At 58.7% G+C, this 25,589-nt stretch carries 25 protein-coding genes, 1 tRNA gene and 1 pseudogene; 11 read left to right on the top strand and 16 right to left on the bottom strand.

Features of this window, described 5'->3' with window-relative positions; translation table 11 throughout:
* Positions 1-19: 19 nt before the first annotated feature.
* From E5X88_RS24270 to E5X88_RS24310, 9 genes are all read right to left on the bottom strand, one after another.
* On the bottom strand, positions 20-538 hold the full coding sequence (locus E5X88_RS24270) for an SLATT domain-containing protein (RefSeq protein WP_287087207.1): 519 nt from the start codon (positions 536-538) through the stop codon (positions 20-22).
* 178 nt (positions 539-716) lie between these two features.
* Positions 717-1,832 carry a DUF4238 domain-containing protein gene (locus E5X88_RS24275; protein WP_287087208.1) on the bottom strand — a complete coding sequence of 372 codons (1,116 nt, stop codon included), beginning with the start codon at positions 1,830-1,832 and terminating at the stop codon, positions 717-719.
* Positions 1,833-1,911: 79 nt separating this feature from the next.
* Positions 1,912-3,114 (bottom strand): toll/interleukin-1 receptor domain-containing protein, encoded by a 1,203-nt coding sequence (locus tag E5X88_RS24280; protein ID WP_095517089.1) that lies wholly within the window; start codon positions 3,112-3,114, stop codon positions 1,912-1,914.
* A gap of 147 nt (positions 3,115-3,261) precedes the next feature.
* Positions 3,262-3,366, bottom strand: a tRNA-OTHER gene (locus tag E5X88_RS24285).
* Between the two features lie 6 nt (positions 3,367-3,372).
* Entirely contained in the window at positions 3,373-3,855 is a 483-nt protein-coding gene (locus E5X88_RS24290; RefSeq protein WP_023679072.1) for a helix-turn-helix domain-containing protein, read from the bottom strand.
* A gap of 348 nt (positions 3,856-4,203) precedes the next feature.
* Entirely contained in the window at positions 4,204-5,031 is an 828-nt protein-coding gene (locus E5X88_RS24295) for a DUF3800 domain-containing protein (RefSeq protein WP_287121733.1), read from the bottom strand.
* A 192-nt stretch (positions 5,032-5,223) separates the two neighbouring features.
* Positions 5,224-6,519: a DUF2130 domain-containing protein gene (locus E5X88_RS24300; protein ID WP_287121735.1), complete on the bottom strand. Its 1,296-nt coding sequence runs from the start codon at positions 6,517-6,519 to the stop codon at positions 5,224-5,226.
* Positions 6,520-6,727: 208 nt separating this feature from the next.
* Positions 6,728-7,327 (bottom strand): hypothetical protein, encoded by a 600-nt coding sequence (locus tag E5X88_RS24305; protein ID WP_127241139.1) that lies wholly within the window; start codon positions 7,325-7,327, stop codon positions 6,728-6,730.
* A gap of 307 nt (positions 7,328-7,634) precedes the next feature.
* On the bottom strand, positions 7,635-8,021 hold the full coding sequence (locus tag E5X88_RS24310; protein ID WP_287331245.1) for a hypothetical protein: 387 nt from the start codon (positions 8,019-8,021) through the stop codon (positions 7,635-7,637).
* Positions 8,022-8,169: 148 nt separating this feature from the next.
* Here E5X88_RS24310 and E5X88_RS24315 point away from each other — a divergent pair, with 148 nt between their 5' ends.
* Positions 8,170-8,475 (top strand): hypothetical protein, encoded by a 306-nt coding sequence (locus E5X88_RS24315; RefSeq protein WP_095517091.1) that lies wholly within the window; start codon positions 8,170-8,172, stop codon positions 8,473-8,475.
* Positions 8,476-8,837: 362 nt separating this feature from the next.
* Here E5X88_RS24315 and E5X88_RS24320 read toward each other — a convergent pair whose 3' ends face one another.
* From E5X88_RS24320 to E5X88_RS24330, 3 genes are all read right to left on the bottom strand, one after another.
* The gene (locus E5X88_RS24320; RefSeq protein ID WP_133116099.1) at positions 8,838-9,062 is read right to left on the bottom strand and encodes a hypothetical protein; all 225 of its coding nucleotides are present in this window, start codon (positions 9,060-9,062) and stop codon (positions 8,838-8,840) included.
* A gap of 74 nt (positions 9,063-9,136) precedes the next feature.
* Positions 9,137-9,442, bottom strand: coding sequence for a hypothetical protein (locus tag E5X88_RS24325; RefSeq protein ID WP_127243397.1), 306 nt, complete (start codon positions 9,440-9,442; stop codon positions 9,137-9,139).
* A 140-nt stretch (positions 9,443-9,582) separates the two neighbouring features.
* The gene (locus E5X88_RS24330) at positions 9,583-10,086 is read right to left on the bottom strand and encodes a plasmid pRiA4b ORF-3 family protein (RefSeq protein ID WP_287121740.1); all 504 of its coding nucleotides are present in this window, start codon (positions 10,084-10,086) and stop codon (positions 9,583-9,585) included.
* Between the two features lie 291 nt (positions 10,087-10,377).
* Here E5X88_RS24330 and E5X88_RS24335 point away from each other — a divergent pair, with 291 nt between their 5' ends.
* Positions 10,378-10,971 carry a hypothetical protein gene (locus E5X88_RS24335; RefSeq protein WP_287331244.1) on the top strand — a complete coding sequence of 198 codons (594 nt, stop codon included), beginning with the start codon at positions 10,378-10,380 and terminating at the stop codon, positions 10,969-10,971.
* A 609-nt stretch (positions 10,972-11,580) separates the two neighbouring features.
* Here the strand turns inward: E5X88_RS24335 and E5X88_RS24340 are convergent.
* On the bottom strand, positions 11,581-12,372 hold the full coding sequence (locus E5X88_RS24340; RefSeq protein ID WP_029356716.1) for a hypothetical protein: 792 nt from the start codon (positions 12,370-12,372) through the stop codon (positions 11,581-11,583).
* A 74-nt stretch (positions 12,373-12,446) separates the two neighbouring features.
* Positions 12,447-13,001: pseudogene (locus tag E5X88_RS33690) on the bottom strand (GrpB family protein); the annotation flags it as partial.
* Between the two features lie 256 nt (positions 13,002-13,257).
* Here E5X88_RS33690 and E5X88_RS24345 point away from each other — a divergent pair.
* From E5X88_RS24345 to E5X88_RS24380, 8 genes are all read left to right on the top strand, one after another.
* Positions 13,258-14,697, top strand: a complete 1,440-nt coding sequence (locus tag E5X88_RS24345) for a cyclic GMP-AMP synthase DncV-like nucleotidyltransferase (protein ID WP_095517093.1) — start codon at positions 13,258-13,260, stop codon at positions 14,695-14,697.
* 21 nt (positions 14,698-14,718) lie between these two features.
* A complete protein-coding gene (locus E5X88_RS24350; RefSeq protein ID WP_029356721.1) occupies positions 14,719-15,489 on the top strand; it encodes a hypothetical protein in 771 nt (256 codons plus the stop codon).
* A gap of 7 nt (positions 15,490-15,496) precedes the next feature.
* Positions 15,497-16,360 (top strand): CBASS oligonucleotide cyclase, encoded by an 864-nt coding sequence (locus tag E5X88_RS24355; RefSeq protein WP_029356723.1) that lies wholly within the window; start codon positions 15,497-15,499, stop codon positions 16,358-16,360.
* A 114-nt stretch (positions 16,361-16,474) separates the two neighbouring features.
* Positions 16,475-17,938 (top strand): HEPN domain-containing protein, encoded by a 1,464-nt coding sequence (locus E5X88_RS24360; protein WP_127240887.1) that lies wholly within the window; start codon positions 16,475-16,477, stop codon positions 17,936-17,938.
* 12 nt (positions 17,939-17,950) lie between these two features.
* Complete coding sequence (locus E5X88_RS24365) at positions 17,951-18,799, top strand: DUF4238 domain-containing protein (RefSeq protein ID WP_287121747.1); 849 nt, start codon at positions 17,951-17,953, stop codon at positions 18,797-18,799.
* Positions 18,800-18,970: 171 nt separating this feature from the next.
* Positions 18,971-19,207: a hypothetical protein gene (locus E5X88_RS24370; protein ID WP_287331243.1), complete on the top strand. Its 237-nt coding sequence runs from the start codon at positions 18,971-18,973 to the stop codon at positions 19,205-19,207.
* The gene (locus tag E5X88_RS24375; protein ID WP_095517096.1) at positions 19,191-19,409 is read left to right on the top strand and encodes a hypothetical protein; all 219 of its coding nucleotides are present in this window, start codon (positions 19,191-19,193) and stop codon (positions 19,407-19,409) included. The genes E5X88_RS24370 and E5X88_RS24375 overlap by 17 nt, the downstream gene beginning before the upstream one ends.
* A 6-nt stretch (positions 19,410-19,415) precedes the next feature.
* On the top strand, positions 19,416-20,546 hold the full coding sequence (locus E5X88_RS24380) for a hypothetical protein (protein WP_051695625.1): 1,131 nt from the start codon (positions 19,416-19,418) through the stop codon (positions 20,544-20,546).
* 850 nt (positions 20,547-21,396) lie between these two features.
* Here the strand turns inward: E5X88_RS24380 and E5X88_RS24385 are convergent.
* Positions 21,397-23,544 carry a S46 family peptidase gene (locus E5X88_RS24385; protein WP_095517097.1) on the bottom strand — a complete coding sequence of 716 codons (2,148 nt, stop codon included), beginning with the start codon at positions 23,542-23,544 and terminating at the stop codon, positions 21,397-21,399.
* Positions 23,545-24,191: 647 nt separating this feature from the next.
* Here E5X88_RS24385 and E5X88_RS24390 point away from each other — a divergent pair.
* Complete coding sequence (locus E5X88_RS24390; RefSeq protein WP_240992880.1) at positions 24,192-24,644, top strand: amidohydrolase family protein; 453 nt, start codon at positions 24,192-24,194, stop codon at positions 24,642-24,644.
* Between the two features lie 425 nt (positions 24,645-25,069).
* Here E5X88_RS24390 and E5X88_RS24395 read toward each other — a convergent pair.
* Positions 25,070-25,589: transposase (locus E5X88_RS24395; RefSeq protein ID WP_292165812.1), on the bottom strand; the 520-nt coding region annotated here is incomplete at its 5' end.

The raw sequence follows: 25,589 nt of genomic DNA on the forward strand, positions 1-25,589 counted from the left end.
TGCACGGGATACGAGGTAGCTATTGACTGTCATTGGTGGGAACCTTTGTCGACCGCGTGCTTGGGTTCGCCGGCGTTAATGCCGTCGCGGGCCCTCTTAAAATCGCGGTCTGAAAAGCAGGGCTTGCCTGGTTCAGTTCATCGCGCCGCGTGGTGAAGCCTTTCAGGGCGGTCAGCACGGTTTCGGCATCGGGCGTGTTGTCGAGTTCGACCTCGCGGAAAACGCGGGAATTGTTGCGTAGCGCCAGGTACTGGTCGCCCGAACTCTTGTGGTCAGCCGACTTCTCACCGGGTTTCAGGAACGTCATCAGCGACGTGAGGACGGCAACGCAAAGCGCCATAGAACCCGCGGCGACAGGATAGTCCTTGAAAAAAGCAGCGCCCGCTGCGGTGCTGAGGATCACCGAGGGAATGCCGAAGACATAGTTCCACACCGCCCAGCGCGCTGAAGCGTTGAAGTGCGCTTTGCCGGAATGAATACAATCTTCTTCCATGCGGAGAAGTTCATCTCTCACGCGTTCCCGCGTCACGTCGGGCATGATGTCTCCTTTGGAGGAGAGAACTAGCACGCCTCACCTGGCCAAGCTGCGGAATTTCAATTTATCCCCTTCTTTCAGCGGGTTAGTCTGGGACGGAACGTCGAAGCAACAGCTGCGGCTTGGTTGGGGGAATACTGCTGCCGGAGGTGCTTGGCGCGCCGTAGTGCCGACGTCGCTGCTAGCAGCCGTCGGACACGGGGCTCGATGCGGCCAAGGCCATTTTTGCTTCAAGGCGGGAGGCCTTTTCCGGGGTGTCAATATACTGAGAAAGATCCGGTTTCGGCCCGAAGATATCCCGCCAGACGATCTGGATTTCATTGTTGTGTCGGCGGACCTCGGTGCTGATCGTCGGTACGAGACGCGCATGGGCACAAATCAGCGCATCGCTCGACCGGTCCTGGCCGACCGTCATCCGGTACGCGAATTGAGCGATTGTTCGATTGAACCGGCGAACTTTGTGCTTATCCGTGACGTCGCGGTGCCGTGTCAGGACGCCAAACGGCTGACGCTTGCTTGAACCGCGCACCAGCATGCGGGCGGTCAGGGGAAAGATCAGCTCGATGTCACCGGAGTGATCATAGGGGGTGCGTGCGAGCAGCGGTTCGCGCGGGTCATATGTACACACCGGATTGTCGGAAGTCAGGAATGGGATGTCGGTCTTGTTGTGGAGAACCTCGAAGCCAAGCCGAAAGCAGAGATCGCCGAACGTCTTGAATTCGTCCTCCATCGCGAGCAGTGTTTCATGCGGATTGACGCCGACCGGCACGGTGTCGAACTGACCGGCGTAGCGTTCCAATTCTGGCGGCAGTTTGCCGATTTCCTCGAGCACCTTGCATTCGCTTCGCAGCTTAGCCTCCAGCATAAGCGCGATGCGATCTCGGGTCGCCGGAACGCGCGTCCGCATGATCGTTTGCATGCCTTGGACATTGAAGGATAAAGCCGGTGAAAGACGACGAGCCTGAAGCGCACGGACGGTCTCCGGCCAAACGGTCTCGATCGGATTCCAGAGGTCTTCGAATCTGTGGTTTTCTTGACCGCCACCGGGGAGTTTCTGAGAGTAATAGTAGTTCTCGTACCCAGTTGCCCTCGGCTGCTTCGGCAGCGGTGCCTCTGGCGCCTCGGCCCGATAGACTTGGACACGGCCGCGGTCATCGGCGAAGCCTTCCATATAGGTGACCGAGATGAAGTGGTGTTTTCGGTTCTTCCGTCCCGCCCCGCTGCGGACCGGATTGAAGATGCTAAATGGCCTCACATCGCCATCGATGGGGACGTCTCCCCATTTGCCAAAAAACAAGGGTGACTGCTCCATGGTCCTGTGGTCGGGCTCCCCGGTCACTGCACCTTGTCGGGCATGACCCTGCGGATTGGGATCCTCAGCTTCGGCTCTTCACGAAGCGCCGCGTGGCGTCCGTTTTCACCACCCTGATCGAATTGTACTGGCTGGCGAGTACCTTGTAGTCGACGATCAGCTTGCGGGCCATCAGATAGGCCAGAGCGGGGTTTATGCGCCTCGGCTCCCAGCCGTACCGCTCGGCGACCTGGCCTGTATCGTGGGGCATCGACGGGTCGTTGATCAGGTCGGCAGCGATACGCAGCGCGTCATCTTCGGGCGACCAATCCATGAAATATTTGTCGAATGTGGCAAACAGGTCCTCCTTGGGCAAGACGCGGCCGAAGCTGACGGAAACCAGATCGCGCAGCTCGTGCAGAGCGTCCTCGATGTCCTCCTCTGACGCTTCAATGGTGGCCGCCAGCTCATCTACCCCTTTCTGAGGGTGCGAGAACATTGCATCCGACGTCTCCTCAACAAAGATCTTGGCAATTGCCGTTGCGACCTTGGAGTAACCCGTCGCCGGCTGCACAGCCGCAATGGGCGCTGCGCCGAGCTGCGGCTTACGCGTCACGCCATGGATGTCGTTCACCAGATTGCGCACGCCTTCGTCTAGGCGCGCGGCATCAAGTTCTGGCGAGAGCATGCCCGACAGAAGCGGCGGCAATTCCCGTGCCGCGACACCGTAGCGAAGGGCTATGAAGCGCGCCTGCCCAGAGATGCGGCGGACCAGGCCGGCATCCATCTCCTGCTGGACCCACGGCTTCTGCATGGCGCTCGGAGTCAGCAGCACGATGAAATGCGTGCAGTTGCCCAGTCCCTCGTCGATTTTGCGGCGCAAGGAATCTCCGGAACGGATCTCCCATTCCGCCCACCAGGTATCGATTCCATCCGCCATCAGGGCGCGCGCGACCGTCTCTGCTAGCTCGCGATCGTCGAACGAGTAGCTGAGAAAGGCTTTCGGGGAGCCCTGTTGCAGGGGCAGGAACACAGTCGACGCCTGCTCATTGTCGCTCATCTTGTCCTTCACCAGCGCGAGAAGCTGCGGCGAGCCCTCAATACTGAGCCGCAAATCGTCAAGGGCTTCTCCAAGGACCAGGACAGTGGGAAATTCGCCTGTATCAGGATGGCGAATGGCACTGAACCTCTCCCACAGCTGTTCCTTGATGCTCTCGACAGCCGCAGCTTCAAAATCCTTTGCAAAATCCCCCGAATCAAACGGCCGGCCATTGTATCGCATGCCCATATTGAGTCCTCGTGTTGGTCCCTTGATATGAACATACGCAGAACAAATATCAAAGGGAGGCCAATTGAAAAACCACGGTAGATTATGGGTCCGGTGCCGGAAATCTTTCGAGTTTCCGGAGCCGAGGGATCCATATCGAGGACAATGGCGTGACGGCAGGACTTGAACCTGCGACCTCCTCGCCCCTAGATAGCGGTGTCACGCACCACCCCGGTCGAAAGCGAGGCGCTCTATCCTCTGAGCTACGCCACGATCTGCCTATGCATCGTTGTCCACGACCAGCTGCGGCTTCTTACGCTTCAACCGGTTCGATCTCTCCTCGGCCGCCTTCTTGATCTCGGCGGCCTTTTCCAAGGCAAACGGCCTGGCGGCCTCGATCAGGCCATCGAAATGATAGCGGTTCGTCATGCTGCCATTGGGCGTGTTGCGCCGTTCCTCCCGGCCAAGAAGTTTAAGGGCCTCGAGCGCGGCAATGCGTTTCTGAATGGTGCGGGGCGTCACCCCGATTGCCTTGGCGATCGTCTCGACCGAGGGGTGGGGCAGGTTGTCGGGCAGCCACCAGTACTGGACCAAGTGGATGATGATGTTCATGTCGAGCGCATCGAGGCCGAGAGCCTGCTGCTTCTCGATGATGATGTTGGGGAAAGCGCTCCAGCCGGTGGCCATGAGTGCCTTGGTCCACTTCTTCTCGTTGGTGCGTAGCTTGTCGACGTCTGCTTTGGCGGTTTCTGGCTGGGCCATATGAGGCTCCCTGTGGTGAACTGCATCCAGATATGGTGGTTTCCCGTGATGACGCAAGGGCATTGGGGACGGTTCTGCATTCAGGGGGAGGGTGTTTCACGGTTCGTCCGGCCTACGTCTCTTGATTCAGGGGCCGGGGACCCGCGCTACACCCGAAGAAGATGACTTGATAATATGAAGTGTCGATCAGATGAACCGTGCTATATGCAAGCGATAAGATAGGTCCCCCTGACCCAAGGTTCACCCGGGGTATTGACAATCGGGTTGTCGACACCCATAGTTCCGTCGTGAGCATCGCTCCGGGGTTGGCGCCAGGCGCCAGCCGAACTTTTCAAAACGAAGGCCCGGCTAGTCCGGGTCTTTGTTTTTTATCCTGTCAAAGCAGCTGTATTTGATGCCACGGGACGCCAGCTCCTCGGGCGGCAGGTGCGCGTCGATGAGACGCTTGTGACCCATCAGGGCCCTATAGGGCCGGTAGGACGGGTCATATCCGCCCTTGGCCATCGGATAGAGGTAGAGATCGGCGATCTGCAGCATCGGTGTGGCTTTGGTCCTGCCGCGGGGCTCACCGCGCACGATGTCCTTGAACTCTTCTGCGGTCAACGACCCGTAGCCGGCCGAGTTGGCGCCGTCGAACGGCATGCCCTGCGTCTTCAGGATGCGCATATAGGCCACCAGATCACGGTCCTCGGCCTTGCCGGCACGTTCGAAGAACACGCGCAGCTTGCAGTCCTGGCTGCGGGCGTATTTAGCGGCGCGCTCGATCAGGATGCAGTAGGCGGTCTTGCACATGAACCAAAGTTGATCCTGATACCGGTCGCGGTAGCGGGCCACATAGCCCGGGCGGTCGATGACTGCGGCAATCCCAATGAGGGGCAGGGAGAGCAGCATCCGTTCCAGGTCACCCAGGAACTCGTAGGCAGCCTCAGGCTTCTTCAGCCAGCCGAAGTCGCCGCGCCCGCCCCTGATCGCCCAGGAGTGTAGGGGGTACGTTATGCCGTGTTGCTGGCAAAAGGCCTTGTGGCGACTGTAGAGCTCATCGACATCTTCCTCGTTGATGAGGATCCCGCCGAGGGCGAAATAATCCATCTCGTCGCGGCGCTTCTCTTTTGGCTCTCGGTCCGGCTCTCGGCTGCCGCTGTCATCGAGGTAGAGGTGGATTTCGCGGTCTGTCACGGGCAGGCTTTCATTGCCCGCACAGCTTGGCTCAAAAACCGGAGGCTGCATAGCAATCTGATGACCCGGCCGGGCGAGGGGGTTCAGCGCGGCGGCTTCTTGGCGTTGCGTTCCGCCTTTGACGGATCATCCGTAACAAAGGGCAGCTTGCCCTCGTTCCCAAACCCGATATCCAGTTTAGATTCGCCTTTCTCAATCGGGGATGGACGCGGATGCTTCTATGGCCAACACATCCAAGCCCGCGATCTCCTGCATCGCCTTGCCGGCGATGCCCTGCAGATCGCCGTACATTCCGACGGTCGACTCGATGACACCCTGGATCTGAGCCTCCCGCTTGGCCCACAGGCGGATTGTGGCTTTCCGTTCCCTGGCAAGGTCGTCCTGCATATCGGAGAATTTCTCGACGATCGCTTCGACCCGGTGGCGAAACCTAGGGCCAGTCAGATAGCCGTAGACCTGCTCCATCTTGGTGGCCTGGCCGTCCTGGGCGAGGCGGGAGTTGGCGAGCTCGATGAGGGACTGCCGGAGCATGATCGCGATCGGAATCGCGCATTTGGGATGGGCGATGTAGACGCCATCCACCAGATCGAACGTTTCGACCCCCGCAGGCAGCGCCTCGGAGATCATCAACGCAATGTCAGCCTTGGCCGCACGCTGGTCCGCCCGGAGCTTTCCGAGCCAGCCCGGGCTCCAGTTCCTAGTGCGTTTTGATTCCCACAGGATCGCTCCGCAGGGCTGGCCGGCCGGTCCCACCACGCGCTGCAGCACGTCACCACCGAACTCACCTTTGGCGACGGGTTCGATGATGTCCATCGGGAAGCGGCTAGCGATCAGCGACTCCAACTCGAGCTCAAGGACCTCGCCCTGAAGCTGCTGAGATCCTTGCTCGGCGCGGCGCTTCAGCTCCTCGATCTGGCGCTGCATGCCGGCGATCTGTTCCTCTTTCTCGGCCACCTTCATCTTGAGGCCGTCTTCGGCTTCGGTCCTGGCCTTGACGCGGACGGCGTCCAACCCTTCCTGGATTCTCTTTTCGATGGTCAGCGCCATTTCCCGTTTTTCATCGTCGAGGGCCCGCTGCTGCTTCATAAATTCGGCCTGTTGCAGCTGCGCCGCGGCGAGCTTCTCGTCCCGCGCCATCAGCGTCGCCTCCAACTCGCCCAGCTTCCTGTCCTTGTCTTCAAGGTCGGTCGAGACCAGCAGCTTCGCCTTACGGGCCTCTTCGGCTGCTATCCCGGCACGCTCAAGCTTGAGTTTTTCAGAGACCTGGCCGTCGATGTCCTCCCGGGCGGCGTCGATCGCGTCCTGTTTGCGCTGAAGCTCCTCTTCCCGCGCCGCCATGACGGCATTGCTCTGCGCAAGGCGCCGTTCGTATTCCTCGCGCGTGGCCGCAATCAGCGGTGCCGCGAGCGACTCGTTGAGCTTAATGTCCGTCTTGCAGCTCGGGCAGCTGATTGTCGGCTCATTGAGAGTCCTGGGCTGCACAGTCATCGGACACTCCGTCGGGAACAAAAGATGTTGCAATGTATACAGGAACGCGGCCACCTCGAAAAGAACAAAAAAGGAACATACCAGTTATCCCCCGCATAGGTGTTCGTGCTGGCGGCCCAAGCGGATGAAGCCGGGCAAAGCTATCTTCAAAATAGGGTGTTCGTCGTCTTCCGTTGCGCTTGGAGTGCTAAGGGCCCTAAGGACATGTTCAAAATGCGTGCGTATGGCGAGGGCCATGACGGCTCAAGCTGGGAGGTGGTGATGAAGCAAGCTCGACGCGATCGGAAAGACATGCGATACCGCGAGTCGTTTGAGCTTTCACCTGCTCGCGCATGTGACGAGTGTCCCCTCTGAGGAGCGCCTGCGCGCCAGCGCGAAGGTAGGGATGAGAAAACAAGGTTAAATCGCCGACCTCATCTACGACACGCCGACGCTGCAAGGCATTGAGTGCTGCCATCTGATCTTCTGTAAATGAAGGCTCCACGCCATATTGGGGAAGCGGAGGCGTATCTCCAGAAAAACTCCAGACTCCCAATTCTGGCACCAGCCCGGGCTCCTCATCGCCGCCATTGATGATGAACGAAAGTTCCGTATCAGAGGCACCGGTGGAGTTTGTCGTTGCCAAGGCGACGGCCCGCAACAAACTCTCATATGCCGGGCCCTTCTCAGCGAGTTGGACAACGAAGTCGAATGCGTCACTGCGTGCCTGGCGAATAATCTCGGCGTCAGAAGCATTGGGAGGCAACTGCGCATGAGTCTGGGCAAGATATGTAATGGCGCCAACGTCTCGCAATTCCTCTCCATCCATGATCAGAGCTTCGAGGCGTCGCCAGAGGTCATTCGGTACGCTGTGCACCTCCGAAGCTCTTGACCAGACGGCAAGAGCGAGGTCGTGTGTGAGACCCCCAACAACCACCCACCCGTGAGTGCCTAGGGAACAGTTTTCGATGCTGGGTTGGTGAGTGGCCTGCAGCAAGACGGGTTCGGACTGTGCGACGATGAGGCGTCGATTCCGTGGAATGCGCCGTATTAAGCCACGGAGTGTTGCCAGCGACGCACTCGCACCGGGGAGCGGTTCGCGTGACCCCAAAGGGTCATCGAGGAGGTAGAGCCGTTCACCCCCGGCGGCCTCGGTCAAAAAGCGCTCTGCCTGCCTCATCGACGTGCTGGCCGACTCGCACCTCGAAGCCGGCCATCTGAAGCGCGCTTGCAATTTCTCGAGCGATCCAAGTTTTGCCTGTTCGAGGTTGGCCGCTGAGAAGAAGGACCAACTGCGAATTCAACACATCGATGAGATTGCCTTCGCTGCCCCGAAGAAGATAGCCCGGTGCCGCGACTGTATCAGGGGCTAGTCGCCGAATGCGCTCCATGATCGGTGCAATGATATCAGACTGGGTTCGCTTTGCATGCGAGACGATATCGGTAAGGTGGGCAATAGCCCCGCGGAGGGATTGTGAATCAATCCTCTGCGCACGCAAAGCGGCCTGCAGCCTGACTTCCACCGAAGCGTCGGTTTCCTGCTCGATGACAAAGATCCTGGAGAGAACGAGAGAACTGAAGCGATCTTCGAATCCGGAAGATTTTTGAGCGAGGCGATCGTCGCCGTCTTCCTTTGGCTAGCTTTGAGACCTTGGCTCCGGAGGAGATCAGGTGGGTCGCAAGGAATTTTTTGAAGAAGAGCTGAGCAATCTGTCCCGACACCGCTCGGATTGGATATGTGTCGTCGTTACCTCCATTCAGAAAGGGCAGAAGCTGATCGTCGCATCGCGCCGAAAGGACGAAAACCGCTCTCCGGTCTGGATCATTCAACAGCCGTTCGAAGAGGCAGCTTTTGCCACTTCGTTCGGGAAAGTGGGAGAGATACGTTGCAAGATCCTCGAGGGTAGCGACGCCTCCCGCACCCTTGATCTGTATCTCCGCTGTGAGCCGAACGTTACGTGGATTGAACCAGGTTAGAGTGCCGTCTTCGCCGGATTTTGGTTCAACTACGAGCGTTGCGTCCTTCACTGCGCGAAACCGATACGCAATTTCTACACACACGAGATCCTGGAAGGCGAACTTCTCGGGTGCAATAATTGCAATTGTCATTGGCCCCGGCGACTCCTCTACACAACCCTAAACACGTAACTAATCTGGCACAACGCCGACGTAAACGCGCTTCCGGGACGCCTAACGCTTATTGATGGGCTTCGCGAGTCGATCCGGCTGCTGGAGCACGAACGACACCCCAGTCGAGGAGCAGCCGAGCCGCGCGCAAAAGCGTTTCCTGTCGAGGAGATCGGAAAGCCTGATCCAGAACTGGAGGCGGCAATCCTCAATCAGCTCAAGCGCTCGGCGACGTTGCCGTGCCACAGATAGTGCCTCACGCTTTCGAGGGTCGCGACAGCCGCAGGCGCTGCGGCGCTGAGCGGTGGTGGCAGGCCGCGGGCCATCTGTTGGAGCACTGTAATGCGCATGGTGATGTGGAAATAGTCGAGAACATGCTCCGCATTGGGGCGCATGTAATATTGAAGGTCTCGCAGATTGCAGGCGCCATCCGACATGAAGGTCACTTCCTTCGGGAAGAGCTGCCACGACAGGCGCGACAAAGCCAGACACCGTTTGGCATCGGCAGTGTCTATATCGATCGTGGGCTCGGCAGCGCGAGCTTGCCGAAGCACGTGCGTACGGTGATTGTACGCTTGTCCTTCAGTTGCGTGGGCTGATGGCAACACGGACAGGGCCGCTCGCGACGGGCGAGGTCGAGGGCCTGCCTTTCCGTGATGGCTACCTGGAGCGCGGCCAAAGCCTTCTTTGCTTCTTCCAGCGTTAGGCCGAGCTCATCGATCGACAGCGTACCATCTGTTCGCTCGAAGCTGACAATCTCTTGCGTTTCGACCGCCGCGTCACCGCTGTCGATCATGAGTTGAATCGCAAACCCCATCCACATCCCTCCTGAACTGGGGAGAGGAAAGCATGTTGACCGGTTGCAGTCAGCCCTTGGTGAGCCGCGAAAGTTCGCGTTTCAGAGCCGCATTCACCTCACGCCGGCTGAAACGCTCGGGTTCGAAGGTGCGCAGCGGATCATCGTCCTCGAACTACATCTTCCCCACGAAGTAGCCGCTCGATGTCGCCGAAGCGGAGCCGATCGAGGAGCGCCGCATAGCCTGGTGGGCCACCAATATCTTGGGGCGGGCCGGCACGCGCGCCGGCGATGCAGACCGGATAGACCTTGCCGCCCTCCCGCTCATGCTTGGCCTCAACCCGGATCTCGTGTTCCCACAGATCGCCGAAATCATACTCGTAGAGGATCCTCTGGCGCACGCGCAGTTGGAGATCGACGAATGTCACCTCGCGACCCGCCGCGTCGCGGTGGCGTTCGCCGGTCCAAGTCCTACCATAGTGCCGGCCGTGCAGCTTGAAAGCATGCAGATGACAGTCCTCCCAGCCGAAGGCGATCTGGATTGTTCGGTGCAGCGCGTAGAGTGTCATTTCTTCCGGAACGAGCAGCCGGCGCGATATCATCGGCGAGATTCGTCGCAAGCTCACTTTGAGTTGATACACTTGGGAATTTGCAACACCGGACATGGCGCTCAGGCTAACGCAGAGCCGACGAGACCCCCAACTTTTTCATGCTCCCTATTGCCACCTTCTCCCCGTTTGTCGATATGCGAGCGCCCTGTGTGAGTTCAGCTGGCGGCACCACTGCGCGTAGGCCAACATATCGATGTGATCGGCCTTCCGCTGGAGCCTGACCAAGAATGAAGTCAAAGACGGGTTGAGGCTGACCGAGCGCGGTCGCCTGCAGGGTTACGGGAATTCTGGCTGCGGCCGATCAACATGCAGCTTCAAGAAGCCATGGGCTAGGGACGATTCAAAATGCTAGACTTATTTGAGCCGAGACTGCCAGACAGCAAACTCCACAAGAGCTTTCGCGAAATTCGATCCACCCCAAGCTATTCCAAGGTGATGCCCGTAATTCAAAGCTGGGCAGCGGGCCTGCTCAACAAGGCTTTGACTGACTTCGGCTGTAGCGTGGACTATTCCAAATCCTCGCCAGATTTCTTCGTGACGGCGCCTGGGAATTATCAATTCAACATCGAAGCGGTGATATCGGACCAGCCTGCGGGCGACAATGAATGGCTGCCTTCCAGCTATCAAGATTTCAAGGATCGCGGTGCGCTAAAGCTGGTTGGGAAAATCAGGGACAAGTTGGAAATAGTTCGAGGCAGCAATGGCAAAAAACATCCCTATTCTTCGCTGAGCCATGTGCAGGGCCGACCGTTCGTCATTGCGATTGCCCCCTTCGATAGTAGCCAATCCGTCATGCAGAACAATGAACTGATCAACCTGGTCCTCTTCGGCATCGGTGCCCCGGTGCTTGAAGGAACCGAGCTTAGACAAGATAAGATAAGGTCGCTTGCGACAGCTTCCGGCGCGCCTGTAGAAATGGGGATTTTCACGAACGATTAGGAGATCAGCGCTGTCATTTTCTCCACAGTCGGGACTTTCGGCAAGGCGGTCGCTGAAAGCAGGATTGAGAGGTTTGTCAGGGCAACCCGCTATAGATTGATAGAGAAGGAAAGGGTTCAGTGCACATCCAGCATTCCTCATTTCATCGCGAGAGCCATCTAAGATGGGCTGCACGTTTATTTTAATCCTCATGCGCAAGTGCCATTTGAACCAAGCTTCAGGTGGCCAGAAGAGGTTTCCCGAAATTACTATGACGTGACGGCCGGCCAACCGATCCAAATACATCCCGATCGCGCGTTGGTTTCCCGGCAGGTTTTTGAATTGAGCCCTTTCTGGATGCACCATCTCCTTGAAAGCAATGGTTTTGTCGGATGTCTCCGTCGCTCGAACTATTGCTGATGGATCCAGGCATGACCGCTTTGCGCCTGATCTCGGCCGTAGAGGGAAACTTAGCCTGTGTCCGGGAGCAGACATCGGGATTAAACATGCTGGAGGTTTTGGTCGCACCTCATCTCACGTCGTGAAGCGAAGGTAGCTTCCGGTAGCAGCCGACACTCGCGCTTTCCGCACGCTAGTGAGCTGCAGGGCTGAGTTGATCGCCGAGACGCTTCAGCTCAGCTCCGTTAGTCGCTTATTCTCCAGATAAGCGCGCCATCTGCGGGTGAGTTTGCCGCGACGGAGTTGATATATACCCGGCAAAGCGACTGGTGCGCCTTCGACGACCGCATTGTAGTCCGACAGGAGTAGCAGCAGGTCCGGCTCTGTGTAGCCACGTGCGGCCGCACTTTCGACGCGTTGGAGGACATCATCGATAGCGTCGGCGGCGTTCTTGTGTGCGATCATCGTGCCGACTGTATCGGACGAAAGCAGAAAAACTAGTGCCGCCACCAGCACGCGCGCAAGTGAGACCTGTGCGTCGGTGGACATCGAAGACATAGCATGCCAGAGCGTGAAGCCCATCAGAAGCGCAACCGCAACCAGCACGAGGCGCATCGCTTGGGCACTCGCGCGCTGCAAGTCGCGCGTCCAATATGCTGATTCTTCAATCAACTCGGCCAGGCGGAAATAACTCGGCTCTGCGCGGCTCGCAAAGTAGCTTTCCTCGCGCACCATTGGCTTGTTTTCGATGGGTGCGGTGAAGCCGTCAAAGATTCTAAGCCGCTGCTCTGCCGAGAATCGTGCATTGAGACCGCTCGCCAAGAGCACCGCCCGGCGCGCTTGGTCGCCAGCCGAGCGGTGCTTCCGCTGCCTGCGGCCCAGCAAGAGCCAAAAGCCGGCAAGCCCGAAGCCGATGAGCGCGAAGTTGAGAAGGGTGGCGTTGTCACTGGAATAGACTGAGATTGCGGCGATGGCCGCAACACCAAATTGGGCGGCAAGTGCCAGGTTCTGATGCCTGCGCACGGTTCAGCTCCGCACGCTGATGGGGTCAGCAGGCGGTCATTGCTAAACGCCGCCGCTGCATGACGCAGAACCTCGGCGACAAAGCTAGACTTACCTCGAGTGTAGGCCTTGGCGTCGGTCGGATACGCCTGCGCAAGGCGTTGCTTGAGAGCGGCATAGCGGCTCGCTAGGTCTGGATCGCCGGACAACTCGTCGCGAAATACAATCATGTCCTGTCCCCAAGAGTTGCCGTTGGGAACTAGGTGAAGGTGAAAGGGCGTGACGGGATCGGGTTTCACAAGAAAAATGCGCGGTGGGTTATCGCAACTCTCCTCCTCGACATAGCCCGCTGTTTTCAGCGTTGCGGCGACTTGTTGTGCTTCTGACCAGTCGAGAAGGGAGACCAGGAGGTCGATACACGGCTTGCCCATAAGACCGCGGATCGCCGTAGATCCTACATGATCAATAAATGCCCGCGCCGGTGCAATGACAGCGCGGATCGCCTCCGCCTCGCCGGCACAACGCGCGGCCCATTCTTCGTCGTGCGCGACAATGCGTACCGTATCATGCGCAGCCATTTTCTCTCCACGCATGGCAGAACCAAACACCCTGGATCTTGTACTGCTCGACCACATTACCATGGACGCCATAATACGTGTTCGGCTTGGTCACCGCACGCGTGCTACGCATCGGTTTCTCGCAATCTATCCAAAAGCATTCGTCCCCGTGTGAGAAATTCTTATTTTCACTCTCGGTCGTGTAAAGCAGATTATCTCGTTCGTGTTCGCAAACCCGAGCGGCTGTTTCCTTGGCTTTCCGTACCTCTCCTTCCGCCAATGAGAGTCCGTCGGGAACGTGAGCGTTTCGACAGCCATTGGGGACTAGCACATATCAAGAGGGGGCAGTGTGAAACTTGTAAATGACTTCAAAAACTTTCTATCCGATACCGTCAATCTCAATCAAACCCGTATTACACTGCTTGAGGACCGAGCGGAGACGATTAATAGCTTTCTTCGAGCATCCGACTGGGAACCGACAATCTCCACCTTCATCGAGCAGGGCTCTTGGGCGCACGACACTATCATCCGCCCGGTGGATGGCGGAGAATTCGACGCCGATCTGCTCGTCAGGGTTCGGCCGGTCGATGGCTGGAGTGCCGCTCAATACGTGAAGGACCTCGGGCGCGTTTTCCTTGAGAGCGGACGATATGCCGACAAGACAGTCGTTTATGATTACTGCGTCACGATCACCTATGCGGACGATTGTAAGATTGATATCGCTCCGCTGGTGATGGACCGCGAGTACCGAGGAACGCTCGAAGTCTGCGACAAGCGCAATGATAAGTTCGACGAATCCCAGCCCATCGAATACACTCGATGGATGCGCGAGAAGAACGGGTACTCAGGTAATAACTCGTTTCGCAAGGCGACCCGGCTCATCAAATACATCAGGGACATCAAGAAGCGTTTCAGTTGCCAGTCGGTTCTTCTAACGACACTCGTCGGTCACCGGATCGAGTGGTTCGACAAGGATTCGGACGGGTTCGCGGACACGCCAACCGCGTTGCAGACAATCATGGGTAGGCTCGACGACTGGCTGCAGGCACGGCCGGACAAGCCGGGGGTCAACAACCCTTCGCTCCCCACCGAGGATTTTGCCGACCTGTGGAACGACACCCAGTACGCGAACTTCCGAAACTTCGTGAACAAGTACCGGAAGTGGATCGATGAAGCGATCGATGCCGAGACCCGCTCCGACAGCATCGAGAAATGGCGCAAGGTCTTCGGCGACGATTTTGCGAAGGGAGAGAACGTAAAGAAGGCGGAGGCTTCTGCGATGCAGCAGGCCAGTGCGCTTCTCATGGAAGGGGCAGCCCACCTTGATAGCCTAGTCGACAACGTAATTGACTTTGGTATCAGCATCCTCCCATTGTGGTTCCGGACGCCATCCCACCTCCAGGCCCCGCGTTGGCAGCCCGCCGAGCAGGTTTCCCGGAATGTCCAAGTCTTCGCCGAATATCGCGCGTCCCAGTATTCCGGCAAGGGACATCCGATCAATTCAGGCGAGGCGTTACCCCCGCGGGGTGGTCTCTGGTTCGACGTCCGTGTCAACAAGTTCCAGACGGTGCCGGCTGACTGCTACGTACGGTGGCGCATCACCAATACCGGGGCAGTGGCGATGGCCCTCAAGAAAGGGCGGGGCGGCTTCGAGAAGCCTACCGACGGTGATCGTCGCTGGGAAGCGCTCGAATATCGCGGCGTCCACATGGCGGAAGCATTCATCATCCGTAGAAGCGATGATCGGCTCGTTGGTTTTAGCGAGCCATTCTACGCTGTGATCAAGTAGGTTGAGGAAAGGGAGCTATCGATGCCCAGGGTAGATACGGTAGGTGGCAACTACTACAAGCCCCTCGAGCGGGCCGAAGCTGTCGGATCTGGACTGTTCTGGGTGGTTTCGATCCTCTCGATTGCGGCGCTTTTCGCCGACAAGGTGGCCTATCCGATTGTCTACGATATCGTGCAGATCGTCTTCATCGTTTGCGTGCTGCTGTTCTTTTTCCAGGGACAGGTCCAGAAGCTCTATCTCTTTCCTCGTGCCGAAGACAAACGCCGGCAGGAATTGCTGTCGAACAGTTACGGCGTGACGCTGACGCATGAAGAGACAGTCGGCTACTACAATAATGACCAGACAAACCCGTTGAAGCGCCTCGCGGCGTCGGTCATGGAAAGCACGTTCTTCACGCGCGAGATTGTTCGAAAGATGCTCGTCGGACAGCGAACGAAGACCGCAGGTTACCTCGTCATCTACTTCGTCGCCGTCTTGAATCGCTCCACGAATCTCGAAGTGCTTGCTGTCGCGGCTCAGGCGGTCTTCAGTGAGGATATCATCGCCCGGTGGCTCCGGATGGAATGGCTCCGTATCCGCAGCGAGCAGGTTTTCGATAATCTAACTCGACTGTTCACAGGAAAGCAGGCCTTCTCGCGACCCGCAGCTCAATCGCAGGCGATCGACTTTTTCTCGTTCTATGAGACGACCAAATCTACGGCCGCGATCCTTCTCTCATCTAGGCTGTTTCATAAGCACAACGCGCGCCTGACGAAGGAATGGGATCAGATTCGCGGTCGTCTCGGAATCTGAGGCAAACATGGTCACAACTATATCGGAGGGCTTTCGCCAATTCAGAACAAACCTTGAAATCACAAGTCTTCAGGAAAGCACTACGTCCAGCCGTCAGCAGAACGTGCGGGACACGGTCGCCGAAGATTTCGAAGTTCTCGAATCCTTTCTGACCGGATCCTATCGCCGAAACACGATGATCGCACCCCTCACTACGGCAGACATCGACGTCTTCATCGTGCTCGATCCGAAATACTACACGGACCAAAGCCAGCATGCACTGCTGTCATCCGTGATGACGACACTCAAGAAGAGGTATCCGAAGACACCGAAAATAAAGCCCGACGGCCAAGCGGTGACCATCACCTTCACGGATTTCAAGGTCGATGTCGTTCCGGGCTTTTATCGAACTGGCGGTGGGTTTCTTATTCCCGACTCGCACCTGAAGAGATGGATTCCCACGGATCCGAAGAAGCACGTCGACTTGTGGTCCGCGTCCAACAAAGCTCACCACGGCTCACTCGTGCCACTGATCAAGATGCTGAAGTGCTGGAACCGCGAGAAGGGAAATCTCTTCCGCTCCTTTCATCTGGAGGTCCTAGTGCGCCATGTTCTGAAGGACGTCACTATCACCGACTATCCGAGCGGCGCTCGATGGGTATTCGACAAAATGAGGGACAAGGTCTGGACCAAGATTGCCGATCCCGCCGGCTACAGCGACGACGTCGCTTCCTATCTCGCTAAGTCCGAGGCCGACAGGATGATCGCCGCTCTCGACCAGGCGTATCGGCGGGCCCGTACTGCGGAAAACTACTCGAACCAGGGATATGCGAAGCTGGCGATCGACGAATGGCGGTCGATTTTTGCTGACTATTTCCCCGCATACGGATGAGGCGACCACACTCGAAGAACGAAAAACGGGCAGCAGTCTTAAGCCTCGGGCTGGTTGCATGTTAGTTTCCAACAAACCAACTCGGAATGTCACTGCTCGACTAGGGGAAACTTGATGGATGAGGAAGCCGCCCAGGAGAGCGCGCTACAGAGGCGCCTAGGCAAGCTGCTGGCCGAAGCGTATGATGAAGTCGTATCTGCCATTCTTTCCAAGCTTGAGGGTGGCGGCAAACCATCCAAGGTGAGCAGATATCCGACCTTCTCGCTGCATAACAACGGCATGGCATCGTTGGGCGATGGCGCTTGGACGGGGGTGGGTCCGCTAGAATATGCTTCACTGCTCGAACCTCCCTACAACGACCCTGAGGCGCGTCAGTTAGGCAAGTTCCCACCCATTCGTTTCCCTGCAGTGGCGAGGCTGGCAGCGTTCGCCCTTGAATACCCCGAAATCGCCCGCATTCCCCCGACGGGATCCGACGCGGAAAATCCGTTAGCAAGGGTCGCTATCGACCTTCTAGTCGCGCGGGCTGCGGATGTTCATTTTCTTCGCTTCGGCGCGGCCCCCGCGACGGACGCGACCCGCGCTGTTGTTCTGAAGCCGCTTTTCAAAGGATTGTTTGACTCGCGCCTGAAGCTTGCGGTGCTCGCGCCGATCGCACTCGTCCGGTTCGACTTCGACCGGGTGCGCCTCGGACCCTCTGCCTATATCATGCGAATGTCGCCAGATTTTCAACGAGCGCGATGGGAGATGAAGGCCTACGGCGCTAACGGTCATGACCAAGTGCTCGCGGCCGCGACCCATGCTTTCGTGCTTACCGGATGGGACGTTCCGAACGGCAATTGGATCGAGCTTAGCCAGACACTATCGAACTTCAGCTCGGAAGCACGCGAGCGCATCGATGCGCTATTCGCTGCGCTCCGGCTCGAGACCGGGATCGAGACTGGATATGCGCAGGAAATCCGGCTTGCGAGGGGCTGGCGTCACCGGCACAATTATGGGCTGCCCAATGTTTATGCCGTTGGCGCACGCCGCTATCCCGAGGTGTTCGACGATTTTGGTTGGAACCGTGCGGACCTACCCCTCGTCAGCAAGGCGCAGATGCGCAAGGTCGCATGCCTTCTTGAAGCATTAGAAAGTTCAACAGGCGAAAGGCTTGCCTTGGCCACCCGTCGCCTGAACACGGCAATGACGCGCAGTGACCTCGCCGACGCAATTCTCGACGCCACAATCGCTCTTGAGGTTTTACTTGGCGACGGAGACGGGCAGGCGATCTCGTGGAAGCTCCGGATGCGCGCAGCCGCGTTGGCAGGTATCGAGGGAGGTCAAGCTGGTGCGAAAGCCATGAGTGACGCGATCGCGGTGGTCTATTCGACCCGATCAGCCATTGTCCATGGCACTCGGCGACGAATTGGCGCTGCCGACGCACATGCAGAACGGGATTTGGCGGCGAAGGACCTGGCGCTCGATGCATTGCGTAGCCTGCTTAAGATCCTCATCCGCCGACCTGAGTTTCTCGATCCACGTCGTATCGACGGCGATCTGTTGATGGCACCGCCGTGCATCACAACTAGCACCTAGACGATCGGACCGATGTCAGTTCCCAAGCGCCATCACTACGTGCCGCAGATGATCCTGAACGGCTTCACAGACTCGGATGGCTGGCTGCACTGGTGCCGCCTCCGCGAACGACCCGTCACGGTCCGCCGCGCAAGGCCTCTTGAACTGTTCCATCAGAATCATCTGTACAGCACGCTTTCTGAAATCGGGGCCAAGGATCCGGCAATGGAGCACGCTCTTTCAGTTCTTGAGAGCGAGGCTGTTGGAGTCGTGCAATCCATTCTGGTGCCGGCACGGGAGGGCCGGCTTCCCGTCCTTACATCCGAGCAAAAGCGCCTCTGGTACATATTCTTTCTAACCCAGTGGCGACGCAGTCCTGAGACCCAACGAGCCAACGTTTCCGATGCTGAAGCACTGCGAATGGTTGAGGATACACTCGACGAGCTCCGCCAAGCCGCACCCCATCGACTTGACGAAATCGAAGCGCTGGCGACGGCCGATGCCAAGGCTCGAACAGTACGCAACGTTCGAGTTCAGACAATCGGACAACCGAGTGCAGAGGTGATGCGCGTGCTTGAGCGACGTGGCATCGCCATACTGCGCATCGTCCAGCCGAAGAAAAGCTTCATCGTCGGCAGCCGGCCAGTCGTGAAACTAACCGCGCCCAATCGCACCGATCTTAACGATCCGACGGTCGAGATGTGGCTCCCGATCGCGTCAGACGTTGCCGTGGGAGCAGGACAAGGCGACGGAAAGATAAGTCTTCACGATACGGTCGATGAACGCCCAGTGCGGCAGCTCAACATTGCGATCGCGGGCCAGAGTGGCACCATCGCTGCCGGTTCAGCAGCGCTGGTCAAATCCATAGCCAATGCTCGGTGATCAAATCCGAATATCCGAGGGGCTCGCGGGTAAGGCCGACCTCGCGCTTCTATATGGACGGCGGCCACGAGTACCACCCGGATTTCGTGCACGCAGCAGATCAGCAGTTGGAGGCTGACTTTCGATGAAGGTAACCCGCAGGCCTTCTTCAATCAGCTGAGCACGATCAGCGTGCCGGTGACGATGCAACGCAACCCAACCTACCCGAAATTCGTGTTGGTGTTCGGCCGCCGCGCCGAATACGCGGAGAGCGAACTGCGGCGCAGCCGTATTGACGCCGAAGAGCGCGACGATTTCAAGATTATCACGTTCGACAGCCTCGCGGACGGTCTATATGGCAAGCGCACATTGTGGTTCGGCGTCCGGCGCGCCGAGTTCATGGATCTTCAGAATGAGGAAGATCGTTGACGATAATCTCTTTATCTGGGCCGATCCACGTATGCTAACCGTCAGCGAAGGGTTATACGAAAAGCTCGAGGCGGTCGGGGGCAAGAACAAGCCTTCGCCCTTCCGTACAACAGGATGCGGCCATCTTATGGGCAATTTCCATCCGGATGCGCTGAAGGTGAGGATGCGCCGCCGAACGGCCGCACCCGCGACGGCAAGCTGACGGACCATGGCCGATCAAGAGCCGACTGCTGTCGAAGATATGAAACCTGAGCACGTGGCGCCCAAGCGCCGGGAAGCCGCTGAGACCGAGAGCAACGGCCACGCGGAGAGCGCTGTATCAGAAGGGTTCATCACGGTCGCCGACCTGCCGCGCGGCCTCTACGACCATGAGGGGCACGTATCTGTGCGAGACCGTGGGCGGCGGCGATATCACCCGTTTGCCTATGATTTCGACTCCACCCCGATGAGTCTCGACGATCCGAGCGAGCACTGGGAGGAGAAAGTGAAGGTGCTCCATATCGAGAACCGCAACAATGCGATTGAGAGGCTTAAAGCCGAGTACGGCGAACGCCGCCATGCGCAAGTGATCCAGGACACTAAGGACCTTGGCGCAAAGGCGTTCTCCATCGTCAGTTATCATAACCTGATGCATGAACAGGCGCGCCGCGCCTTTGTATCAGGGCTCTACTTCCCAGCCTTGGTCGCTGCGTGCGCCCTCGGCGAGCGCATCCTGAACCACCTCATCCTGGACCTTCGGGATCACTACAAAGCGTCGCCGTACTACCGCCGTGTTTATCGCAGCGAGTCTTTCGATGACTGGCGGTTCGCCGTGCGCGTGCTGGAAGACTGGGGCGTGCTCTTGCCTGATGTTGGGATAGCTTTCATGGAGCTTGCGACGCTGCGCAACCGCTCGGTCCACTTTAACCCCGCGACCTACTCCACAATGCGGGAGGACGCTCTATCGGCATTGAAAACGCTGGGCCACATCATCCAACTGCAGTTTGGCGGATTCGGCCGGCAACCATGGTTTATCGAAAACACGCCCGGCGCCCAGTTCATCAAGCGGACATACGAGGACGTTCCCTTCGTAAAGACTTATATCGTGCCCTTGAGCGGATTTGTCGGCGTAGAATACGGCATGGACCTCACGGAACGGGGTTGGCGTCATCTCGACTACCATGACTATGGCCCGGGCGATGTCGACGACTCCGCGTATGCGCGTCTCTACCGTGAGCGGGATCATAGCAAAGTCGTTACGCGCGAGATGGTGGAGCGCGCTGCACGGGCGCAGGCAACGGCCGCGGCCGAGGAAGGGGCGGAAAGCGCCCGTCCCGAAGGTGTCGCGCCCCAGGCATAATCTCCACAGCGATCGGTTCCGCCGCGATTTGGCGCTTCGGAGTTGAGCCCGAAATCGCTGCGCATGCGTAGCGAAGCGAATTGACATTATTACGGGCAATGACCGCTATCGTGGTTTCGGTATTTGAGTACGAGCGGCCGAAAGGGCGTCGGTTGGTTATGGGCAGCTTTCCATCAACCGGGGCCGAAACCGGACGGACCGCAGTCGGCCCCGGAGCGGCCATTTCTGAACTCCCGCACATTGGCTTTTCCAGCGCTAAACTGGCCTTGGGCGCCAGATGTTCCCGGTCTGTGCTCGAAAAGTCGCATAAAGGGCAGACTGGCACATGGAACTTGGGTCGCGAGGTGGAGCAAATGCGTTACGCAGGGTCGCAGAACGCGCAAGAGACATTGCAGGTCATCTATAATCGAGCTGTCGGCCCAGCCGACTTCCTATTCGTGCCAGTGAGCAATGGCAATCGTACCAGCGACAGCACCCATTGCTCGCTGCTGCTCGTTGATGGCCGCAACCCGGAGCGGGTCGCCTATCACCACGACTCCTCCCGGACAGGGCCACAACGACGAGCCTGCAAACCAGCTCGCAAGGGTGCTGAACGGCACCTTCGAGGCAGCCCCCATGACCCGACAGCCGAATGCTTATGACTGCGGCGTGTTTGTGTTGGCACGTGGGCGCCGATTGGACAATTGATGGCCGGGCAGCGGCGCCGGGTCGCTGCGACGACCTCGTCGCCGACCGGCAGGCGCTGCAAGACCGGCTGAGGCGGCGCTTCCGCACGGGATTTGTCTAAAATTCCAAGGGGGATTTGTGGAGGTATGACGCCGACAGGCCGCCTACCGCCAGACTACCCCGCTCATGAACGCGACGCCGGCAGCACTCCCATCTCCTTGAGCAACCAGGCAGCGCCGTCAATCTTGTCCATGGTCCAAAGCATGAAGCGACTGTCGACATGGATGCTTCGACTGCGGTCTGCGGCATATGCCCAATCGGAGATCACTCCATCGAGCGTGCCATCAAAGGCGAGACCGACGAACTCGCCGCGCCCATTCAGCGTGGCCGAGCCGCTATTGCCATTGGTAATGTCGACCGTGGACATGAAGTCGACCGGCAAAGTGCCCAGCTCCGGCGCGACATAGGGGCCATAATTCTTGGCCCGGATCGCAGCGACGGCGGCGGCCGGCGCATCAAACTCGCCCTTGCCAGTGTGCTTGGCCAGAAGTCCCTCAGCCGTGGTGAATGGCGTCCAGATCTGCCCGTCGCGTGTTCGCCCCGACACCTTGCCCCAGGTGATGCGCAGCGATCCATTCGCGTCGGGATACACCGGCCGGCCAATCGCCTGCCAGTAGGCGCGCAGGCCCTGCATATAAGTCGCGCGCGCCGCCTGCGCTCGGCCAGCGCGGTCCTTCGCCGCGCGCTCCGCAGCTATGTCGCCGGGATAGAGCGCGACCGCCAGCTTGATGAAAGGATCGTCCGACGCCTCGAAGGCAGCAGCCGGCTTGTCGAGCCAGCCGAGCCGCGTGGCCGTGTCGGCGAGTTTGGTTTCTGCATAAAGTCGGTCAAGGCCGATTTGGTCCAGAGCCGTTTCGAACGCAGTATCGCGGTCCTTTGCGTCTAGCCGGCGATATTCATCGAGCGCGGCCTCAAATAGCTTGCGATCGATGTCGGGCAGGTAACCGCGTTCGATCTGCGTCAGTTGATCCACGGTCTGGTTACGGTCACGATCCTGAAAGCCGCGTTCGCGGTCTTCATCGAGCTTCTCGTGCTCCTTGGCCCAGCGATACAGAGTGCGCGCGGATGAGAGCATTTGCGCGCGGTTCAGCAGCGCCTGGCGCAGCCCCTCGAGCGAGGCCTGGCTATTCTCGTCCACCATGGCGCCCAGTTCGCCGATCGCTGCGCCATAGCGCGCCTGCCGCGCGGGATCATCGGCGACCCAGTCGTGATAAGCTTTCTCCTCGATAGCCTTGCGCACGTCGAGCCCGATCGCATTGGCCCCGGCGAGATCGCCCGCCAACTTCTTCTTGTAGTTTTCCACGCCTTGCAGGATGGAGGCGTAGCGGATCTGCGCTTCTCGATTGCCTGCCGTGGTTTGGTTTATCTGGGCCGCATAATCCGACAGCAAATGCTGCAACAGCGGTTCGTACCGCGCGAAATTGAACCGTACTTCATCCGCCGTGCGGAACCGATTGGTTTTTCCGGGAAAGCCGACGACCATGACGAAATCGCCGTCTTGCACGCCTTTAGAGGCAATGCGCAGCCAGCTCTTCGGCCGGTAGGGCACGTTGTCGCGCGCATAAGGCCGGGAGGAACCATCAGGAGCGACATAAGCGCGGTAAAAACCGAAGTCGCCTGTGTGGCGCGGCCACGTCCAATTGTCCGTTTCGCCGCCGAAGTTACCGATGCCGAGCGCGGGCGCATAGACGAGGCGCACGTCCTGAATTTCGAGCTTCTGCTGGAGATAGTAGGAGGCGCCGCCATAATAGGACTCCACGTCGCAGCGGCGATTGGGCTGTTCTTCACATGCGGCGATCAGCGCCTTCCGGTTCCTGTCGAGCCGCTCATAGCGCGCAAAGCCGTTCAGCTTGTCCGATACGCCCTTGAGCATGTCGGCGGTCACATCACGGATATCCTCGATCACATAGATGCGGCTGCCGGGCACCGCGGGTAATTCTTCACCAAGGCTTTTCGCTAGAAATCCCTTGGTGAGATAGTCTTGACTCTCCTTGCTGTTGTACTGGATCGATTCCAGCACGCAGTGACGGTTGGTCGCAACCAGTCCTTGCGGACTGACGAAGGAAGCTGAACATCCGCCCAGTGATACGATCGCGTTGAGCGGGGCAGTGTCTAGACGGCTGAGCTGCGCGGGATCAAGCTGGAGTCCATTCGCGCGCATGGCCGCGCCAAGTTCCGTAATCTGGGCCGGCATCCACATGCCTTCGTTCGCCGACGTCCAGAGCAAGTTCATAGCGGTGGCTTGGGCCAAACGACTAAAATTCGAGTTCATGCTGATCTCGTTCCCATTCTGTGTATTGTTCTCCGCTGATCTGGATCGATGAGCTATCGGGCTGACCGGCGTCCGCAAGCGCCTGCGCGGCAGCCACTGGGTGAAGAGTGAGTGGACGGTCAACACAAAAATCTGGGTGACGCTCCCCTCACATTGTATCGGTGCAACGTTTGCGGATCATCCGTTGCACTAATCGTGCCAAAGGATGCCTGAGACGCCCTTCGGGTCCGCGGAGAAGTCATTCGAGACGCCTCTAACAATATCTCCCGCATTGCGGCCGGCCATTGGAGCGCCTCGTCAATAAAGCTTTCAATCACCTACGTGGTAAGGGCCTTGCGTGTCCGACCTCCGACATTTGGGTCCGACCTCCGACATTTGGTTGTAGACCCGACACTCTCGTCCTCGCTCGCGACGAAGCCCACTGCCGAACAGCCGTCGTTACTTGTGAGAATGCGTGCTATCGTTTCTGTTACGTGCGGTGTTGCGCGAGGACGAGGGTGCGAGGAGTGCCCGGACTTCCCCTTGCCGCAAATCCGCTCGGCGCTTGGCGACATAACCCGGCGGACTATGTGCGCGAGTGCCGGCGTGAGGCGCGAAAGTAAATCTGGGATGAAACGTCGACCATCCGAATCGAGCATGGAAACCTCATCAAAGCGACAACCGCCAACCGGGTTCGCGAGGCAGGCGCGTTCGTCGTCCCGACGAACATCACCTTTGCTGTCGTCGCTCGGGACGGAGCCAGATACGGCATGTCCGCCGAATCCCTTGAAAAGGTGAGCTTCGTTCTCGATGCCGGCTTGTCGGCGCTCGAAATGCTTCAAAGCGCTGGCGTGACCATGGGCTACGGCTCCGATCTGCTTGGCCAGATGCAGGGGCACCAATCAGAGGAATTTCTTCTGCGCGGCCGCGTTCTCAAGCCTCGGGACGTGATCCGATCCGCGACGGTGGATGCTGCCCGCGTGCTCAACATGGAAGGCCTCATCGGCACCATCGCGCCTGGCGCTCACGCAGATCTCATCGCCGTCTACGGCAATCCGTTGAAGGACCTCGCGATTTTGTCCGATCCCGCCCGGCTTCGAAAGATCATCAAGGGCGGGTGAGTGGTGAAGAATGAATAACCAGACGCAGGTAATCCGTTGCCATTCAGGGGAATTACGCAACACATATACAGGCAGGAGCACAACAGAACGTATTGAGCAGCTACCGATGGTTCCGAAGGCATGACGCTGCGATTGCCGCCTTCGTGCTGCCGGTGCTCAAAACTCTCAATCGTCCCTGACCAGCCTTGAAATCTCGGCGCTAATATCGGCTCCTTCGTAGGGCAATGCCTGAGGACGTTTCTCGCACGCCTAGCCGTCATGATACACGCGCTCATTTGATTGCGTGGCATCGGTGGAGAGCGCTGTCACAAACGGCTGGACGACATTCCTCATATCGCGCCGGCCGAGCCTGTTTTGATCGTGCCCCATGGCGTGGTGTAGGTAACGGCATTGGTCGCCGTGCTCTCCGGCAAGGGCCGGGCTGATCAGCGTGCCACGGCTGGCAGGCTGATGAGAGGATCATCGCTCATTTGGCCGATGGTTTCCAGCGTCATGTATCTGGCGCGCTGCACGGCCCATTCGTCGTTCTGTTCGAGCAAGATCGCGCCAACCAGGCGGACGATGGCGTCATCATTTGGGAAGATGCCGATGACCTCGGTGCGCCGCTTGATCTCGCCGTTGAGGCGTTCGATCGGGTTGGTCGAGTGCAGCTTGGCGCGGTGCTCCTTAGGGAAAGTCATGTAGGCAAGCACGTCGGGCTCGGCGTCGTCCATGATTGTCGCCAGCTTCGGCACCTTCGGCCGGATCTGGTCGGCGACGGCGCGCCATTGCGTGCTTGCGGCCTCGGGCGTTTCCTGGGCGAAGGCGGTGGCGATGAAAGCGGAGACGACGCGGCGCCCGCTCTTGCCGGCACACGCCAGCACGTTCCTCATGAAGTGGACGCGGCAGCTCTGCCATGTCGCGCACAGCACCTTGGTGACGGCCGCCTTGATGCCTTCATGGGCA

Origin of the sequence: Mesorhizobium sp., from assembly GCF_004962245.1 — a bacterium.
GTDB lineage: Bacteria > Pseudomonadota > Alphaproteobacteria > Rhizobiales > Rhizobiaceae > Mesorhizobium.